We start from the raw sequence: 16,765 nt of genomic DNA on the forward strand, positions 1-16,765 counted from the left end.
GTCAGGCTCATCGGGTCAGGACATAGGTGCCTGGCGCCGGGCCGAGCGGTGGATACGTGCTGTTGCCCAGTTCGGTACGGGGCGCCTTGAGCGGGCCGGAACGTGGCGTGATCCATTCCAGCCACAACGGCCACCAGCTGCCGTCGCTGCGTTTGGCTTCATAGAACCAGGCGCGCGGGTCGCCCGTAAGCTTGGGGTTTTCCAGGTAGTAAGCCTTGGGGTTGCCCGGCGGGTTGATGATGCTCTGGATGTGCCCGCTATTGGCCAGCACGAAGCGCCGGTCGCCACCGAGCAGCAAGGCCGAGCGATACACGGCATCCCACGGGGTGATGTGATCGTTGCTACCGGCTACGGTGAAACTGTCCAGATCGACCTGCTTGAGGTCGATGGGCGTGCCGCACACTTCAAGGCCTGCGGGGTGGGTCAGCGGGTTGTGCTTGAAGAAGTCCAGCAAGTCGCCGTGCAGGGCTGCCGGCAGGCGTGTGTTGTCGGCGTTCCAGTAAAGGATGTCGAACGCTGGCGGCGTCTTGCCCAGCAGGTAGTTGTTGACCCAGTAATTCCAGATCAGGTCGTTGGGGCGCATCCAGGCGAAAATTCTGGCCACCTCGCCGCCGTCCAGCACCCCCCGTTGATACGAGCGACGCTTGGCGGCCTCGACGGTCTGCTCGTCGGCGAACAGGCTGGCCGGGCTGTCGAACTTGCTGTCCAGCAGGCTGACAAGGTACGTGGCGCTACGCACCCTGCGCAGTTGGCGCTTGGCCTGCAGATGCCCCTGCAGCGCGGCCATGGTCAGCCCGCCGGCGCAGGCGCCCATCAGGTTGGGGTCGCGGTTGCCACTGATGCTGCGGCAGGCGTTGAGCGCTTCTTCCAAGGCCTGCACATACGAGGACAGCCCCCACTCGCGGTGACGAGGGTCGGGGTTGCGCCAACTGACCATGAACACCTGCAGGCCGTTCTTGAGCATGTACTGGACGAAGCTGTTGTGTGCCTGCAAGTCGAAGATATAGAACTTGTTGATCTGCGGCGGCACCACCAGCAAGGGCCTGGCGTGCTGTTTTTCACTCATCGGCTTGTACTGGATCAGTTCCAGCAGCTCGTTGCGAAACACCACTGCGCCGGGCGTAGCAGCGACGTTGCCACCGACCTCGAAAGCGCGTTCGTCCACCTGGCGCGGCAGGCCGTCGTTATGGCGCAGGTCGTCGAGCAGGTGGGCCACGCCACGCACCAGGCTTTGCCCGCCGGTATTGAGCAGTTCCTTTACTGCCAGCGGGTTGAGCAGCGAGTTGCTAGGCGCCAGGGCGTCATTGATCAAGCCAAACAGAAAGTGCGCGCGGGCCCGGTCATCGTCGTCCAGGTGGCTTTCGTCGATCCATTGGCGGGTCTGCTTCTGCCAGGCCAGGTAGGCCTGCAGGCCACGGCGGTAAAACGGGTTCTGGCTCCAGGTCGGGTCGCTGAAGCGGGCGTCGCGGGGGTTGGGCTGGTAGGGCGAGTCGCCCAGCATCACGCGGCCCAGCTGGCCGCCGAGTGCCAGCAGGTGCCGCGCCGTATGCAGCGGGTTGGTCAAGCCGTGGCGGCCCACCCTGCGCAGGGTCGACACCAGGTCACGCCCGCGCAGGCCGAGTATGGCGTTCTGTACGTTCATGCTGGTGGCGGGGAGCGTTTTCGTTCCTTTGGCCGGTTTGTCTGTCATGGCAACACTCCCTCGTCTTACCCGTTTTCCGGGCAGCGACAATCAACCGCCGGAGGCGGGGCGCGGGTGCATGACCGCGCGCTGACGTTCTTCCTGGAGAAACTTCATGATGATCGGTGCGACGGCCTCGGCCCGGGTAATCAGGAACAGGTGACCATCGTCGATTATGTGTAGCTGGGCGTTGGGAATCCGCCAGGCCAGCAGGCGCATGTTGATCAGCGGAATAAGCGGGTCGTCATCACCGGCCAGCACCAAGGTCGGCTGGTGGATCTTGTGCAGCCAGTGGATGCTCGTCCAGCCCAGGCCTGCGAACAGTTGCCAGTAATAACCCATCTTGCCGCCAGAGCGGACCTTGGACGCATGGTGCATGGCCAGGTCCGGGTCGCGCCGGAAAGCGCCGCCATAGATCATCGGCGCGATGCGGATGACATGGGAGGGCTGCACGTAGCGCCTGGGGCTGGCCATCATCCACAACACTTTGGGCTTGCCCGGCACCATGACTGAGCCGGCGGCAGTGGCGGCCAGCACCAGCTTCTTGCAGCGCTCCGGGTAGTCATGGGCGAACTGCTGGGCCAAGGCGCCGCCCCAGGACACGCCGATGGCGCTGACCTGGCCGTAGTCCAGGTAATCGAGCATGCGCGCGGTCAGCTTGGCCAGCCCCGGAAAGCGATAGGGATGACGCGGTGTGGACGAACCGCCCACCCCGGGCACATCGAAGGCGATGACCTCAAGGTCCGGGTCCAGTGCTTCGATGAACGGGAACACCAGCTCCAGGTTGGCGCCGATGCCGTTGAAAATCAGCAACGGTGTCAGGTGCGGCTTGCCCGGGCGGACGGCAGTGCGAATGGATTGATCGTCCAGTTCGACGGTCCTGAAGATGTAGGGTTCCGGCATGCGTTCGACTCTTCGGTGAAAAAAGCACCGTGGCGCGCCCGTGGCGGCCACGGCAAGGCCACTCAACGCTCGTGAACGTAGGTACCCGGTGAGGCTTCGCCAGCGGCATAGGCGCGGTTGCCCAGGCGGGTCGGCGCCTTTTTGAGCTCCCCGGCACGTTCGCTCAGCCAGCTTTGCCAGTGCAGCCACCAGGAGTCGGCATGCTTGGTGGCGTTTTCCTGCCAGGCCACCGGGTCACCCGGGCGATCGGCACCGGTCATGAAGCGTGCCTTGGGGTTGCCTGGCGGGTTGAGGATGCTCTGGATATGGCCACTGTTGGACAGCACGAACTCGATCTTGCCACCGAACAGGTGCGCTGAGCGGTAGCACGACTGCCACGGGGTGATGTGGTCGGCGGTGCCGGCAACGCTGAAGATGTCGCACTGCACTTTCTTCAGGTCGATCGGGGTGCCGCACACTTCAAGGGCGTCCGGGCGGGTCAGCGGGTTGCTCTTGAACATTTCGATCAGGTCGCCGTGGAAGGCGGCCGGCAGGCGCGTGGTGTCGTTGTTCCAGAACAGGATGTCGAACACGGGCGGCTCGTTGCCGAGCAGGTAGTTATTGACCCAGTAGTTCCAGATCAGGTCGTTGGGGCGCATCCAGGCGAACACCTTGGCCATGTCGCTGCCTTCCAGTACGCCGGCCTGATAGGAGTGGCGCTTGGCAGACTCCAGGGTCTGCTCGTCGACGAACAGTGCAACCTGGGTATCCATGGTGGTGTCCAGCACGCTGACCAGCAGGGTCAGGGCGTTGACCTTGTTCTCACCGAGGGCGGCATAGTGGCCTACCAGCGCGGTGCAGGTGATGCCGCCGGAGCAGGCACCGAGCATGTTCAGGTCCTTGCTGCCGGTAATGGCCAGCACGGCATCGACCGCTTCCTTGAGCGCATCGATGTAAGTGGACAGGCCCCACTCGCGCTGGGCCTTGGTCGGGTTGCGCCAGCTGATGATGAAGGTTTGCTGCTGCGAGCGCAGGCAGTAGCGCGCCAGGCTCTTCTCCGGGCTCAGGTCGAACACGTAGAACTTGTTGATCTGCGGTGGTACCACCAGCAGCGGGCGGGCATGCACCTGTTCGGTGATGGGGCTGTACTGGATCAGCTCCAGTACATCGTTGCGGTACACCACGGCACCTTCACTGGTGCCCAGGTTCTTGCCCACTTCGAAGGCGTCCATGTTCACCTGGCTGGGCATGCCGCCGTTGTTGACCATGTCCTTGGCCAGGTTGGACAGGCCGTCGAGCAGGCTCTTGCCTCCGGTTTCGAAGAAGCGTTTGACCGCTGCCGGGTTGGACAGGGTGTTGGTCGGTGCCATGGCTTCGGTCATCAGGTTGATGACGAACTGGCCGCGGCTGATGTCTTGCGGTGACAGGTCGCTGCTGCCAATCCAGTCCTGCAGCTCCTTGCGCCAGGCCAGGTAGGTTTGCAGGTAGCGGCGGTACAGCGGGTTGTTGCTCCAGGCCGGGTCATTGAAGCGACGGTCGTCGCTTTCCGGGGCCAGGCTGGATTTACCCAGCAGCACGTTCTTCAGCTCCAGGCCAAAGTGGGCCACATGCTTGGCGCTGTGCAGCGGTTGGCGCACGGCCTGGCGCAGCACGGTACGTGCCGAGCTCAACAGGTCCTTGCGGCGAATGCCGATGACCGGGTTCAGCCCCAAGGTATTGTCCGAGGCCTGCCGCTGCAGCTCATCGTTGTTCTTGTTACTCATCTACGACGCTCCGTTGTCCTGAGACGAGTACCGGTTGCTGTGACATGAGCACAGCCCTGAGCCCGGTACTGCTACTCGGGTGACCAGTGATAAGGAACAGCGGTGCTGCGGGGGTTCTGACTGCCTGCAAAATGATGCAGGGAACTTGCCATACCCATTGGTTACCCGACTTTCATGTAATGCGCAAGACAGCCCTTCACTGGGCTGTCTGCAAGTCATTCAAACAGATGAATTTAGAAAATGCGCTCTAAACCCTGCAGCCCTTGCGCTAGAGCATGAGTTTCACCACCGATTCGGCCGGGTCGCGGGATTTCCCTGCCTTGTGCAGTTCGTCGAGGTACTCGGCCCACAACTGTTCCTGGCGCAGGCACAGCTGTTCGAGGTACTCCCAGGTGAACAGGCCGCTGTCATGGCCGTCGTCGAAGGTCAGTTTCAGTGCATATTGGCCGGCAGGTTCCAGGCCGACGAGGCCGACGTTGATCTTGCCAAATTGCAGGATGGGGTTGCCGTGGCCCTGGACCTCGGCAGAGGGGGAATGCACACGCAGAAATTCGGCAGGCAGGTTGTAGACCTCGCCGGGGGCGTAGGTGAGGGTGAGGGTTTTCGAGGCTTTGTGCAGGTTGATGGCGGTAGGTAGACGGGCCATGGGGGAATCTCTTGTGAGCTGATGAAGTACAGCTTCTGGAGATTTGGAGGAATGTGCAAGGGGCCGCAAAGCGGCCCCGTGCGGACTTACAGGATGTAACGCGACAGGTCTTCGTTCTGCGCCAGTTCACCCAGGTGGCTGTTCACATACGCAGCGTCGATCTGGATCGGCGTTTCGTCGTGGGCGCTCGCCAGATCGCCAGCACTGAACGACACCTCTTCGAGCAGGCGTTCAAGCAGGGTGTGCAGGCGGCGGGCACCGATGTTCTCGGTCTTCTCGTTCACCTGGTAGGCAATCTCGGCCAGGCGCTTGATGCCGTCAGCCTGGAACGCGATGTTCAGGCCTTCGGTTTTCAACAGGGCCTGGTACTGCTCGGTCAGCGAGGCATGCGGCTCTTGCAGGATGCGTTCGAAGTCTTCCGGGGTCAGTGCCTTCAGTTCCACGCGAATCGGCAGACGGCCTTGCAGCTCGGGCACCAGGTCGCTTGGCTTGCTCAGGTGGAATGCACCCGAGGCAATGAACAGAATGTGGTCGGTCTTGACCATGCCGAGCTTGGTGTTGACGGTGCAGCCTTCGATCAGCGGCAGCAGGTCGCGCTGCACGCCTTCACGGGACACGTCAGCGCCGCCCACGTTGCCGCGTTTGGCAACCTTGTCGATTTCGTCGATGAACACGATGCCATGCTGCTCGACCGCTTCCAGGGCCTTGGCCTTGAGCTCTTCCTCGTTGACCAGGCGGCTCGCTTCTTCATCGCGCACCATCTTCAGCGCTTCTTTCACCTTCAGCTTGCGCGCCTTGCGCTTGCCTTTGCCCATGTTGGCAAACAGGCTTTGCAGCTGGTTGGTCATTTCTTCCATGCCGGGTGGCGCGGCAATTTCGACGCCCACGGCATCGGCCACTTCGATTTCGATTTCCTTGTCGTCCAGCTGGCCTTCACGCAGGCGCTTGCGGAACAGCTGGCGGGTGTTGGAGTCGGTGCTGGTCTGTGCGGCTTCCTCGGCGAAGCTGCTCACCCGTGCCTGCGGCAGCAGGGCATCGAGGATGCGGTCTTCGGCGGCATCTTCGGCGCGGTGGCGCACGCGGATGATCTCCTGCTCGCGCAGCATCTTCAGCGCGGCATCGGCCAGGTCACGGATGATCGACTCGACGTCACGGCCCACGTAGCCCACTTCGGTGAACTTGGTCGCTTCCACCTTGAGGAAGGGCGCGTTGGCCAGCTTGGCCAGGCGACGGGCGATTTCGGTTTTGCCGACGCCGGTGGGGCCGATCATCAGGATGTTCTTCGGGGTCACTTCGGCACGCAGCTCGGCAGGCAGCTGCATCCGGCGCCAGCGGTTGCGCAGGGCAATGGCCACGGCGCGTTTGGCGTCGTCCTGGCCGATGATGTGGCGGTTGAGTTCGTGGACGATCTCGCGGGGGGTCATGGACATGGTCAATACGGTCCTTGGGCAGATGAATCAGCGTGGAAAAGCCCCGTCACCGGGAAGGGGCGCCAGAACAGCTGAGTCAGTCGGCCAGGTCCTGCTCCTCGATGGTCAGGTTGTGGTTGGTGAACACGCAGATGTCACCGGCGATGTTCAGGGCGGTTTCGGCGATTTCACGGGCCGAGAGGTCGGTCTTGTTCAGCAGGGCGCGGGCTGCGGCCTGGGCGTAGGCGCCACCGGAACCCATGGCGATCAGGCCGTCTTCGGGTTCGACCACGTCGCCGTTGCCGGTGATGATCAGGGAAGCGTCCTTGTTGGCCACGGCCAGCATGGCTTCCAGGCGGCTCAGGGAACGGTCGGTACGCCATTCCTTGGCCAGCTCGACGGCGGCACGTACCAGGTGGCCCTGGTGTTTTTCCAGCTGGCCTTCAAAGCGTTCGAACAGGGTGAAGGCGTCGGCGGTGGCACCGGCGAAGCCCGCAATGACCTGGCCGTGGTACAGGCGGCGCACCTTCTTGGCGTTGCCTTTCATCACGGTGTTGCCGAGGGATACCTGGCCGTCGCCACCCATGACGACTTTGCCGTTACGGCGGACAGAAACGATGGTGGTCAAGGGGAGAGTCTCCACGCAGCGGGGCGAAAGTGCCTGATGCAGACTCATATGGGGGTGGGGGGAAGGATTTCAACCGTGGGGGATGAATGGTCGCGCTTGGCAGGATGAACAGCGTTGGGGCATTCGCGGGCACGTCCGCTCCCACAGGATCACCATATGCCTTGGGATAGTGGTGATCCTGTGGGAGCGGGCGTGCTTGCGAAAAGTGTTACTCAGGCCTCGTGGCAAACGTGCCCATCGACCAAGGTATAACGCACTGCACCCGGCAGGCAGTGGCCGATGAACGGGCAGTTCTCGCCGCGCGAGAACCATTGCTCGCCGGCAACGGTGGAGGCTTGCGGGTCGAACAGCACCAGGTCGGCCGCGCCACCCACCTTCAGCTCACCAGCCGGCAGGCGCAGGGCAGCAGCCGGGCCGCTGCTCAGCCGGGCCAGCAGGGTCGGCAGGTCGAGCAGGCCGTCCTGCACCAGCGTCATGGCCAGTGGCAGCAGCAATTCAACGCTGCTGATGCCCGGCTCGGTGGCGCCGAACGGGGCCAGCTTGGCGTCGCGTTCGTGCGGCTGGTGGTGGCTGGAAATCGCCTGGATCACGCCCGACTTCACCGCCTCCCGCAGGCCGTCGCGGTCAGCACCGGTGCGCAGTGGCGGCTGCACGTGGTACAGGCTGGAGAACTCGCGCAGCGACTCATCGGTGAGGATCAGTTGGTACAGCGCCACATCGGCGGTTACCGGCAGGCCGAGGGCCTGGGCCTGGGCGATCAACCGTGCGCCACGGGCGCTGGTGATCTGGGTGAAGTGCGCACGCACGCCGGTCTGTTCCACCAGCAGCAGGTTGCGCGCCAGGGCCACGGTTTCGGCGGTTTCCGGGATGCCCGGCAGGCCGAGGAAGCTGGCCATGGCCCCTTCATGGGCCAGGCCGCCTTGGGCCAGGTCGCGGTCCTGGGAGTGGAACACCACGGTCAGGTCGAAGGTGGCGGCGTATTCCAGGGCGCGGGCCAGGGTACGGTTGTTGGGGATTTCCTTCAGGCCGTTGCCAAAGGCCACGCAGCCGGTGTCGCGCAGGGCTACCAGCTCGGCCAGTTGTTCGCCTTCCAGGCCCTTGGTCAGGGCGCCGATCGGGTAGACCTTGCTGTTGGCGGCTTCGCGGGCACGGTCGAGGATCAGCTCGGCCACGGCCGAGGTGTCCAGTACCGGCTTGGTTTGCGGCGGGCAGCACAGGCTGGTGACACCACCCGCCACGGCCGCGCGGGTTTCACTGGCGATGTTGCCTTTACGGCTGTAGCCCGGCTCGCGCAGGGACACGCCAAGGTCGACCAGGCCAGGCGCGGCAACCAGGCCATCGGCCTGGATCGTGCGGCTGGCGCTGAAGCCGGCCGGGGCGGTGCCGATGGCGGCAATGCGACCGCCGTCCAGGTGCAGGTCGGTAACCTGGTCCAGGCCTGTCTTGGGGTCGATGACCCGGGCGCCGAGAATACTGAGGGTCACTGGGCGTTCTCCTGGTCGAATTGACGTTGCGCGTTCTGCCCGCTCATGGCCATGGACAGCACGGCCATGCGCACGGCGATGCCGTAGGTGACCTGGTTGAGGATCACCGAGTGCTTGCCGTCGGCCACGGCCGACTCGATTTCCACGCCCCGGTTGATCGGGCCTGGGTGCATGACGATGGCGTCAGGCTTGGCCCCGGCCAGGCGTGCGGTGGTCAGGCCGAACAGGCGGTAGAACTCGCCCTCGCTGGGCAGCAGGCCGCCAGCCATGCGCTCGCGTTGCAGGCGCAGCATGATCACCACATCGACGTCTTTCAGGCCTTCGGCGAGGTCGGTGTACACCTTCACGCCGTACTGCTCGATGCCGATCGGGATCAGGGTTTTCGGGCCGATCACACGGATGTCCGGGCAACCCAGCGCCTTGAGCGCCAGCATGTCGGAGCGGGCCACGCGCGAGTGCAGGATGTCGCCGACGATGGCCACCGACAGGTTCTCGAAGCTGCCCTTGTGGCGGCGGATGGTGAGCATGTCGAGCATGCCCTGGGTCGGGTGCGCATGGCGGCCGTCACCGCCGTTGATCACGGCAACATCCGGGCACACGTGCTCAGCGATGAAGTGTGCGGCGCCTGAGTCGGAGTGGCGCACGACGAACATGTCGGCGGCCATGGCTTCGAGGTTGCGCAGGGTGTCGAACAGGGTCTCGCCCTTGCTGGTCGAGGAGGTCGACACGTTCAGGCTGATCACGTCGGCCGACAGGCGCTGGGCCGCCAGCTCGAAAGTGGTGCGGGTACGGGTGGAGTTCTCGAAGAACACGTTGCACACGGTCTTGCCGCGCAGCAACGGGACTTTTTTCACGGCCCGGGCACCGACTTCCAGGAAGGAGTCGGCGGTGTCGAGGATTTCGGTGAGCAGTTCGCGGGGCAAACCGTCCAGCGAGAGGAAGTGGCGCAGCTGGCCCTGATCATTGAGCTGCAGCGGGCGCTTGGCGTCGAATGGCGTCATCGCGGGGGACTCTTAAAGGGCGGAAGCGGAGGCGAGGTCCTGGCGCTCGAGGACGAGCGGTGCGGGTCCGGTCAATTTTACCCGTTCATGGGCCGCCAGCGACAGGGTGGCGCCCAGCACATTCGGGCGGATCGGCAGTTCGCCGGCATCCAGGTCCAGCAGGCAGACCAGGGTGACGCTGGCCGGGCGGCCATAATCGAACAGTTCGTTGAGTGCAGCGCGTACGGTGCGACCGCTCATCAGCACGTCATCTACCAGCACCAGGTGCTGGCCTTCCACTTCGAATGGCAGCTCGGACGGGCGCACTTGCGGGTGCAGGCCGTTCTGGCTGAAGTCGTCGCGGTAGAACGAAACGTCCAGGGTGCCCATGGGGCTGGTATCACCCATGGCTTCCTGCAGGGCCTGGGCAACCCAGACACCGCCGGTGCGGATGCCGATGTAACGTGGCTCGCTGATGTTGCGGCGGGCCAGGTGGGCGCGAAGGTCGACAGCCATCTGCCGGATCAGCTCGGCGGGATTGGGTAGGCTCATTGCGGGCTCCTCGGAAGGGTGCGCCGGGCGGGCCCGGCGGCAAAGATGATCAGGTATTGGCCTCCAGCCAGCCTTGTAGCAACAGGGCGGCGGCGATGGCATCGACCGGGTTGTCGCGGTAGCTGCCGCGCTGGCCTCCACGGGCCATGCGCTCGCCTTTGGCCTCGAAGGTGGTCAGGCGCTCGTCGTGGGTGTGCACGGGCAGGTTGAAGCGGCCATTCAGGCGGCGGGCGAACTTTTCGGCGCGGGCGCTCATTTCGCTGGGCGTGCCGTCCATGTTCAGCGGCAGGCCGACGACGATGGCGTCGGGTTTCCACTCATTGATGAGCTTTTCCACCTGAGCCCAGTCCGGTACGCCATTTTGTGCCTTAAGGGTGCACAGTTCGCGGGCCTGGCCGGTGACCACCTGGCCAACGGCCACGCCGATCTGTTTGCTGCCGTAGTCGAAGCCCAGTAGCAGGCGTAGTTCGGCCATCAGGCGTGGCCCGCCTGGCTGGTCAGCAGGTTCAGGTTGATCCCCAGGCTGGCGGCGGCCGCGTCCAGGCGCAGGTCGCTGGCCAGGCCAAAGATGATTTCCGGGTCGAACGGGCAGTTGAGCCAGGCGTTGTCGGCCAGTTCGGCTTCCAGCTGTCCGGCTTCCCAGCCGGCATAACCCAGGGTGATCAGGCTTTGTTTCGGGCCTACCCCGGCAGCGATGGCCAGCAAGATGTCCTGCGACGTGGTCAGCGCCAGCCCTTCCAGTGCCACGGTGGCCTGGAAGCTGCACTCGCTGCTGTGCAACACGAAGCCGCGGTCGGTCTGCACCGGGCCACCCTGGTAGATCGGCACCTGCAAGGTGCTGGCCGGTGGTGTTTCATCCGGGCGCAGCTGCTCGAGGATGTCGGCCAGGCTCAGCTCCTGCGGCCGGTTGACCACCAGGCCCATGGCGCCATGCTCGTTGTGCTCGACGATGTAGGTGAGGGTCTGGGCGAAGTTCGGATCGGCCATGTGTGGCATGGCGATCAGGAACTGATGCTTGAGGTAGCTCGGGGCGAGGGTTTTCATGAGGGATAGTGTGGCGCCAGGTGGCGGGGCTGACAAGGTGCGGATTTGTGTCGTTTGGTTGGCGACTGTCTTGAGGGTTTTGGTGCCTGTGAAATCGAGCGCCGCCGCATATAGCAAGCCCTATACCGAGGCCCGAGATCAGTTACTGGACAAACGGTCCCCTCGCGCAAAACGCCAGGTACGAATGATCTCCAGCCGGTCAAATTCGGCCAGATCCCCGGTAAACGGTGCAAAAGGCGCCGCCAGTCGCACAATACGTTGTGCCGCCTGGTCCAGCACCGGCTGCCCGGACGATTCCAGCACCAGCACCTCATACAACGAACCATCGCGGTTGATCGACACCATCATCCGCAAATTGCCGTAAATCTGTTGCCGGCGCGCTTCGTCGGGGTAGTTCAGGTTGCCCACCCGCTCGACCTTCTTGCGCCACTCTTCCTTGTACCAGGCACCCTTGTCGCGCATGGTCGATGCAGCATTCAGGCGGTGAATCTTCGGCCGCTTGGCGTACATCTGCTGTTCGTTGGACAGCTCCGCCTCCAGGCTGGCGATCTGGCTGGACAGCTGCGAGCTGTCGAAGTCTGGCGCTGGCGCCGCCGGCTTGGGCTGTGGCTTGCTTTCCTTGGGTTTGGGCTCGAGCTTCTGCGGCTTGGGCGCCGTGGTCACCACCGCCGACTTTTGTGGGGTAGGGGGCGGCACCACCTCGGGCTTGGCGGCAGGCGGTGGGGTGATCTTGTTGATCTTGCTGTCCTGGAACGGCGCCAATTCAGTGGTTGTAGGCACCGCTTTCTTGTCCAGGGTGCCGCTGCCCTGCTGGTTGTCCTGGGCCTGGAAATCGGCCTTCTCGGGCGGTTTCTCGCTCTTGAAGGTGGCCAGGGTGATGTCCATGGTGTGGCGGATTTCGGCAGGCTTGACCACGCTGAAGCCGACGCCAAGGATCAGCGCCAGGTGCACCAGGGCAGCCAGGAACAGGGTAAAGCCGAGCCGGTCCACCGGGCGAACACGGGGAGGCAGCAGGGTGGCGGGGATGTCAGCGGGCAGCGTCATCAGGTATCCAGCAACCGCAGGGCGGGGCAGCAGCTCAATCGAATAGGACCGGCATCATACCCCACTCTACGCGTTTGCTTCGCGTTGGCTGTCAGCGCGCCTTCAGCTTGCGATCAATGGCATCCATCAGCTTGCCACCGATGTCGGTGTTGTAGGCAGCGTCGATTTCGCGGATGCAGGTAGGGCTGGTGACGTTGATTTCGGTGAGGTAGTCGCCGATCACGTCCAGGCCCACGAACAGCAGGCCCTTTTCGCGCAGGGTCGGGCCGACCTGGGCGGCAATCCAGCGGTCGCGGTCGGTCAATGGGCGGGCCTCGCCACGGCCGCCGGCGGCCAGGTTGCCACGGGTTTCGCCACTGGCCGGGATGCGCGCCAGGCAGTAGTCCACCGGCTCGCCATCGATCATCAGAATGCGCTTGTCGCCGTCCTTGATGGCCGGCAGGTAGGCCTGGGCCATGATCTGCTGGGTGCCCAGCGCGGTCAGGGTTTCCAGGATCACCGACAGGTTGGGGTCGCCAGCCCGGTGACGGAAGATCGACGTACCGCCCATGCCATCCAGCGGCTTGAGGATCACGTCAACATGCTTGGCTGCAAACTCACGAATGATGTCCGGGCGGCGGCTGACCAGGGTCGGCGTGGTGCACTGCGGGAACAGCGTGGCGAACATCTTCTCGTTGCAGTCGCGCAGGCTTTGCGGGCGGTTGACCACCAGCACGCCATCATTCTCGGCCTGTTCCAGCAGGTAGGTGCTGTAGACGAATTCCATGTCGAACGGCGGGTCCTTGCGCATCAGGATCACGTCCAGCTCGGCCAGGGGGCTGTCCTGCTCTTCGCCCAGTTCGAACCAGTGCGCCGGGTCGGCAAACACCTTCAGCGGGCGCATGCGGGCGCGGGCCTTGCTTTCGCCCTGGTACAGGTCTTGCTGTTCCATGTAGAACAGGCTCCAGCCGCGTGCCTGGGCGGCCAGCAGCATGGCCAGCGAGCTGTCCTTCTTGTAGGAGATGGACGCGATGGGGTCCATGACAATGCCGAGGCGTACGCTCATGGGGTGGTTCCTCTTGGCGGCAGGTGCCGCGATGGCTCGAAAGAAAAGTGGCTCAGGGTGGCGCCGCAAACGCCGCCGGTCAAGGGGCGGCGCAGATGGAATGGCCATCCGGAGTGTGCTAAAAATGCAGCTAATTTCCATTGGTAGGCGTCTATGGAACAACCCCTGAAGGTGATGGTGATCGACGATTCCCGCACGATCCGGCGCACCGCACAGATGTTGCTCGGTGAAGCGGGCTGCGAGGTAATCACCGCCAGCGATGGCTTCGATGCCCTGGCCAAAATCGTCGACCACCAGCCCGGCATCATCTTCGTCGATGTGCTGATGCCGCGCCTGGACGGCTACCAGACCTGCGCCGTGATCAAGCACAACAGTGCTTTCAAGGACACGCCGGTCATCCTGCTGTCGTCGCGCGACGGCCTGTTCGACAAAGCCCGCGGCCGGGTGGTCGGTTCTGATCGGTTTCTGACCAAGCCGTTCAGCAAAGAAGAACTGCTCGATGCGATCCGCGCCCACGTGCCCGGTTTTGCCGCAACCCAACAACCCGCACCCTGACCGTGCCCCGCCATGGCACGGTCTTACTTTCCTGATGGGGAAACAGCATGGCCCGAGTTCTGATTGTCGACGACTCGCCGACAGAGATGTACCGCTTGACCGAGTGGCTGGAAAAGCACGGCTACCAGGTGCTCAAGGCCAGCAACGGTGCCGATGGCGTGGCCCTGGCCCGGCAGGACAAGCCCGACGCGGTGCTGATGGACATCGTCATGCCCGGCATGAACGGCTTTCAGGCCACCCGCCAGCTCAGCAAGGACCCGGAAACCGCCGCCATCCCCGTGATCGTGGTCACCACCAAGGACCAGGAAACCGACCGCATCTGGGCCACGCGCCAGGGCGCCCGTGACTTCTTGACCAAACCGGTGGAAGAAGACGCGCTGATCGCCAAGCTCAAAGAAGTGCTGGGGGCTTGACCACCCGCCCGCAAGGCGCGTCGCTGACCGCCTTCGAGTTGTTGCTGGACATCGACCGGCGCTGCCGCCTGCTGGTCGCCGACCAGCCCCCGCAGGACAACCGCCTGCAACAGTGGAGCGGTATCGGCTTTCGCCTTGCCGGGCAGTGGTTCGTCGCGCCCATGGGTGAGGTGGCCGAGGTACTGCGCGAACCGCGCAGCAGCCGCGTCCCGGGTGTGCAACCGTGGGTATGCGGGGTTGCCAATCTGCGTGGGCGGCTGTTGCCGGTGATGGACCTGAGCAGTTTCTTCGGCCTGGGCCACGCCGCTCCGGGCAAGCAGCGGCGGGTGCTGGTGCTGGACCACGACGACCTGTTCGTCGGTTTGCTGGTGGACGAGGTACTTGGCCTGCAACACTTCGCCCTCGACAGCCTGCAGCTGTCGCCGCCGCAGCCATTGATCCGCGCCGCTGCACGCTTCGTGCAGGGGCATTTCCCGCGTGAACGCAACTGGGCAATCTTCAGCCCCTTCGCCCTGGCCCAGGCGCCGGGCTTTCTTGATGTGGCGTTATAGGACCTGCGAACGTGAACAAGCCTGCCACCCCCGTCACAGCCACCACAGTGACCCCACGTACCCGCAGCATCGCGCAGATCACCGTGCTGTTTCTGATCCTGATCCTGTCGATCATCCTGCTGTTCGCCAACTTTGCCTACCTGAACACCCAGTCCAACTACGACAAGCAGTACATCGGCCATGCCGGCGAGCTGCGGGTGCTGTCTCAGCGCATTGCCAAGAACGCCACCGAAGCCGCCGCCGGCAAGGCCCTGGCCTTCAAGCTGCTGTCGGATGCACGCAACGACTTCGAGCGGCGCTGGGGCTACCTGCGCCAGGGTGACAAGTCCACCGGGTTGCCAGCTGCGCCGCCTACGGTGCGAGACGAGATGGAGGCGGTACGCCGCGACTGGGAAAACCTGCGCAAGAACACCGACACCATCCTGGCCAGTGAGCAGACCGTGCTGTCGCTGCACCAGGTGGCGGCGACGCTGGCCGAAACCGTGCCGCAGTTGCAGGTGGAATACGAAAAAGTGGTCGAGATCCTGCTGCAAAGCGGCGCTCCGGCCAACCAGGTGGCGGTGGCGCAGCGCCAGCTTTTGCTGGCCGAGCGCATCCTCGGTTCGGTCAACACCGTGCTCGCGGGTGACGATACCGCCGCTCAGGCAGCTGATGCCTTTGGCCGCGATGCCGGGCGCTTTGGCCAGGTGCTGGAGGGGATGCTCAGGGGTAACGCGGCCATCCAGGTAACCCGTGTCGAGGACGCCGATGCCCGTGCGCGGCTGGCCGAAATCGCCGAACTGTTCCAGTTCGTCGCGGGCTCGGTCGATGAAATTCTCGAAACCTCGCCCGAACTGTTCCGCGTGCGTGAGGCCGCGGGCAACATTTTCAGCCTGTCGCAAACCCTGCTGGACGAGGCATCACACCTGGCCAACGGTTTCGAGAACCTGGCCGGTGGGCGCACCCTCGATACCGTTGGCGGCTATGCCTTGGGCCTGCTGGCGCTGGCTTCGATCATCCTCATCGGCCTGGTCATGGTGCGCACCACCAACCGCCAGTTGCGTGAAACGGCAGAAAAGAACGAACGCAACCAGCAGGCAATCATGCGTCTGCTGGATGAAATCGAAGAGCTGGCCGACGGCGACCTGACCGTGACCGTATCGGTGACCGAAGACTTCACTGGCGCCATTGCCGACTCGATCAACTATTCCGTGGACCAGCTGCGCGACCTGGTCGCTACCATCAACCACAGCGCCGTGCAGGTTGCCGCTGCCGTACAGGACACCCAGAACACCGCCCGCCAGCTGGCCAAGGCTTCCGAACACCAGGCCGAGCAGATCAGCGAGGCCTCCGAGGCGGTCGGCGACATGGTCGAGTCGATCGACCGGGTTTCGGCACATGCCTACGAATCGGCCAAGGTGGCCGAGCGCTCGGTGGCCATTGCCAACAAGGGTAACGAGGTGGTGCATAACACCATCAACGGCATGGACAACATTCGCGAGCAGATCCAGGACACCGCCAAGCGGATCAAACGCCTGGGCGAGTCTTCTCAGGAAATCGGCGACATCGTCAGCCTGATCGACGACATTGCCGACCAGACCAACATCCTTGCCCTCAACGCGGCCATCCAGGCCTCGCTGGCCGGCGAGGCTGGCCGTGGTTTTGCCGTGGTTGCCGACGAAGTGCAGCGCCTGGCAGAGCGCTCGTCGTCGGCCACCCGGCAGATCGAGGCGCTGGTACGTACCATTCAGGCCGACACCAACGAGGCAGTCATCTCCATGGAGCAGACCACCGCCGAAGTGGTGCGTGGCGCTCGCCTGGCGCAGGATGCCGGGGTGGCGCTGGCCGAGATCGAAGGGGTATCGCAGAACCTGGCCGATCTTATCCACAGCATCTCTGACGCTGCCCAGTTGCAGACCTCGTCGGCCGGGCAGATTTCCCACACCATGGCGGTGATCCAGCAGATTACCGCACAAACCTCCGCCGGCTCCGGTGCCACCGCCGACAGTATCCGCCACTTGGCCCGCATGGCCAGTGAGATGCGCCGTTCGGTGTCCGGTTTCACCCTGCCGCCACCTGCGCAAAGCCCCACCGATGCGCCGCGCTGAG

Annotated in this window: 17 protein-coding genes; 4 read left to right on the top strand and 13 right to left on the bottom strand. The window is 64.1% G+C overall.

The annotated features are described in order from the left end of the window. Window positions 1–7: 7 nt before the first annotated feature. The 13 genes from phaC (B9A31_RS02645) to gshB form a co-directional block, all read right to left on the bottom strand. Window positions 8–1,690 carry a class II poly(R)-hydroxyalkanoic acid synthase gene (phaC, locus tag B9A31_RS02645; RefSeq protein WP_025752348.1) on the bottom strand — a complete coding sequence of 561 codons (1,683 nt, stop codon included), beginning with the start codon at window positions 1,688–1,690 and terminating at the stop codon, window positions 8–10. 42 nt (window positions 1,691–1,732) lie between these two features. Continuing rightward, window positions 1,733–2,584: a poly(3-hydroxyalkanoate) depolymerase gene (gene phaZ, locus B9A31_RS02650; protein ID WP_019099360.1), complete on the bottom strand. Its 852-nt coding sequence runs from the start codon at window positions 2,582–2,584 to the stop codon at window positions 1,733–1,735. Between the two features lie 62 nt (window positions 2,585–2,646). Further along, window positions 2,647–4,326: a class II poly(R)-hydroxyalkanoic acid synthase gene (gene phaC, locus B9A31_RS02655; RefSeq protein WP_016712422.1), complete on the bottom strand. Its 1,680-nt coding sequence runs from the start codon at window positions 4,324–4,326 to the stop codon at window positions 2,647–2,649. A gap of 268 nt (window positions 4,327–4,594) precedes the next feature. Further along, window positions 4,595–4,972 (bottom strand): gamma-butyrobetaine hydroxylase family protein, encoded by a 378-nt coding sequence (locus tag B9A31_RS02660; protein WP_084296637.1) that lies wholly within the window; start codon window positions 4,970–4,972, stop codon window positions 4,595–4,597. Between the two features lie 86 nt (window positions 4,973–5,058). Further along, window positions 5,059–6,402 (bottom strand): ATP-dependent protease ATPase subunit HslU, encoded by a 1,344-nt coding sequence (gene hslU, locus B9A31_RS02665; protein ID WP_016712420.1) that lies wholly within the window; start codon window positions 6,400–6,402, stop codon window positions 5,059–5,061. A 76-nt stretch (window positions 6,403–6,478) separates the two neighbouring features. Next, entirely contained in the window at window positions 6,479–7,009 is a 531-nt protein-coding gene (gene hslV, locus B9A31_RS02670; RefSeq protein ID WP_003249309.1) for an ATP-dependent protease subunit HslV, read from the bottom strand. Window positions 7,010–7,221: 212 nt separating this feature from the next. Continuing rightward, on the bottom strand, window positions 7,222–8,493 hold the full coding sequence (locus B9A31_RS02675; RefSeq protein WP_019099361.1) for a dihydroorotase: 1,272 nt from the start codon (window positions 8,491–8,493) through the stop codon (window positions 7,222–7,224). Continuing rightward, a complete protein-coding gene (locus B9A31_RS02680; protein ID WP_011536054.1) occupies window positions 8,490–9,494 on the bottom strand; it encodes an aspartate carbamoyltransferase catalytic subunit in 1,005 nt (334 codons plus the stop codon). Before B9A31_RS02680 ends, B9A31_RS02675 begins: the two co-directional genes overlap by 4 nt. Window positions 9,495–9,506: 12 nt before the next feature. After that, window positions 9,507–10,025 carry a bifunctional pyr operon transcriptional regulator/uracil phosphoribosyltransferase PyrR gene (pyrR, locus tag B9A31_RS02685; RefSeq protein WP_019099362.1) on the bottom strand — a complete coding sequence of 173 codons (519 nt, stop codon included), beginning with the start codon at window positions 10,023–10,025 and terminating at the stop codon, window positions 9,507–9,509. 49 nt (window positions 10,026–10,074) lie between these two features. After that, on the bottom strand, window positions 10,075–10,500 hold the full coding sequence (ruvX, locus tag B9A31_RS02690; RefSeq protein WP_012312410.1) for a Holliday junction resolvase RuvX: 426 nt from the start codon (window positions 10,498–10,500) through the stop codon (window positions 10,075–10,077). Further along, on the bottom strand, window positions 10,500–11,069 hold the full coding sequence (locus B9A31_RS02695; RefSeq protein WP_016712417.1) for a YqgE/AlgH family protein: 570 nt from the start codon (window positions 11,067–11,069) through the stop codon (window positions 10,500–10,502). The genes ruvX and B9A31_RS02695 overlap by 1 nt, the downstream gene beginning before the upstream one ends. 138 nt (window positions 11,070–11,207) lie before the next feature. Then, window positions 11,208–12,113 (bottom strand): energy transducer TonB, encoded by a 906-nt coding sequence (locus B9A31_RS02700; protein ID WP_019099363.1) that lies wholly within the window; start codon window positions 12,111–12,113, stop codon window positions 11,208–11,210. Between the two features lie 91 nt (window positions 12,114–12,204). Continuing rightward, a complete protein-coding gene (gshB, locus tag B9A31_RS02705; RefSeq protein ID WP_016712415.1) occupies window positions 12,205–13,158 on the bottom strand; it encodes a glutathione synthase in 954 nt (317 codons plus the stop codon). A 153-nt stretch (window positions 13,159–13,311) separates the two neighbouring features. Here gshB and B9A31_RS02710 point away from each other — a divergent pair, with 153 nt between their 5' ends. Genes B9A31_RS02710 through B9A31_RS02725 form a run of 4 tightly spaced genes read left to right on the top strand, consistent with a single transcriptional unit; the run spans window position 13,312 to window position 16,764 of the window. After that, window positions 13,312–13,713 carry a response regulator gene (locus B9A31_RS02710; RefSeq protein ID WP_019099364.1) on the top strand — a complete coding sequence of 134 codons (402 nt, stop codon included), beginning with the start codon at window positions 13,312–13,314 and terminating at the stop codon, window positions 13,711–13,713. A 47-nt stretch (window positions 13,714–13,760) separates the two neighbouring features. Beyond that, window positions 13,761–14,126, top strand: a complete 366-nt coding sequence (gene pilH / locus B9A31_RS02715; protein WP_016712413.1) for a twitching motility response regulator PilH — start codon at window positions 13,761–13,763, stop codon at window positions 14,124–14,126. Beyond that, complete coding sequence (locus B9A31_RS02720; RefSeq protein WP_019099365.1) at window positions 14,123–14,677, top strand: chemotaxis protein CheW; 555 nt, start codon at window positions 14,123–14,125, stop codon at window positions 14,675–14,677. The genes pilH and B9A31_RS02720 overlap by 4 nt, the downstream gene beginning before the upstream one ends. A 47-nt stretch (window positions 14,678–14,724) precedes the next feature. Continuing rightward, window positions 14,725–16,764, top strand: coding sequence for a methyl-accepting chemotaxis protein (locus B9A31_RS02725; RefSeq protein WP_230852946.1), 2,040 nt, complete (start codon window positions 14,725–14,727; stop codon window positions 16,762–16,764). The last annotated feature ends 1 nt before the right edge of the window (window position 16,765 follow it).

Source organism: Pseudomonas sp. URIL14HWK12:I5, from assembly GCF_900176445.1.
Classification (GTDB): Bacteria; Pseudomonadota; Gammaproteobacteria; order Pseudomonadales; family Pseudomonadaceae; genus Aquipseudomonas; species Aquipseudomonas monteilii.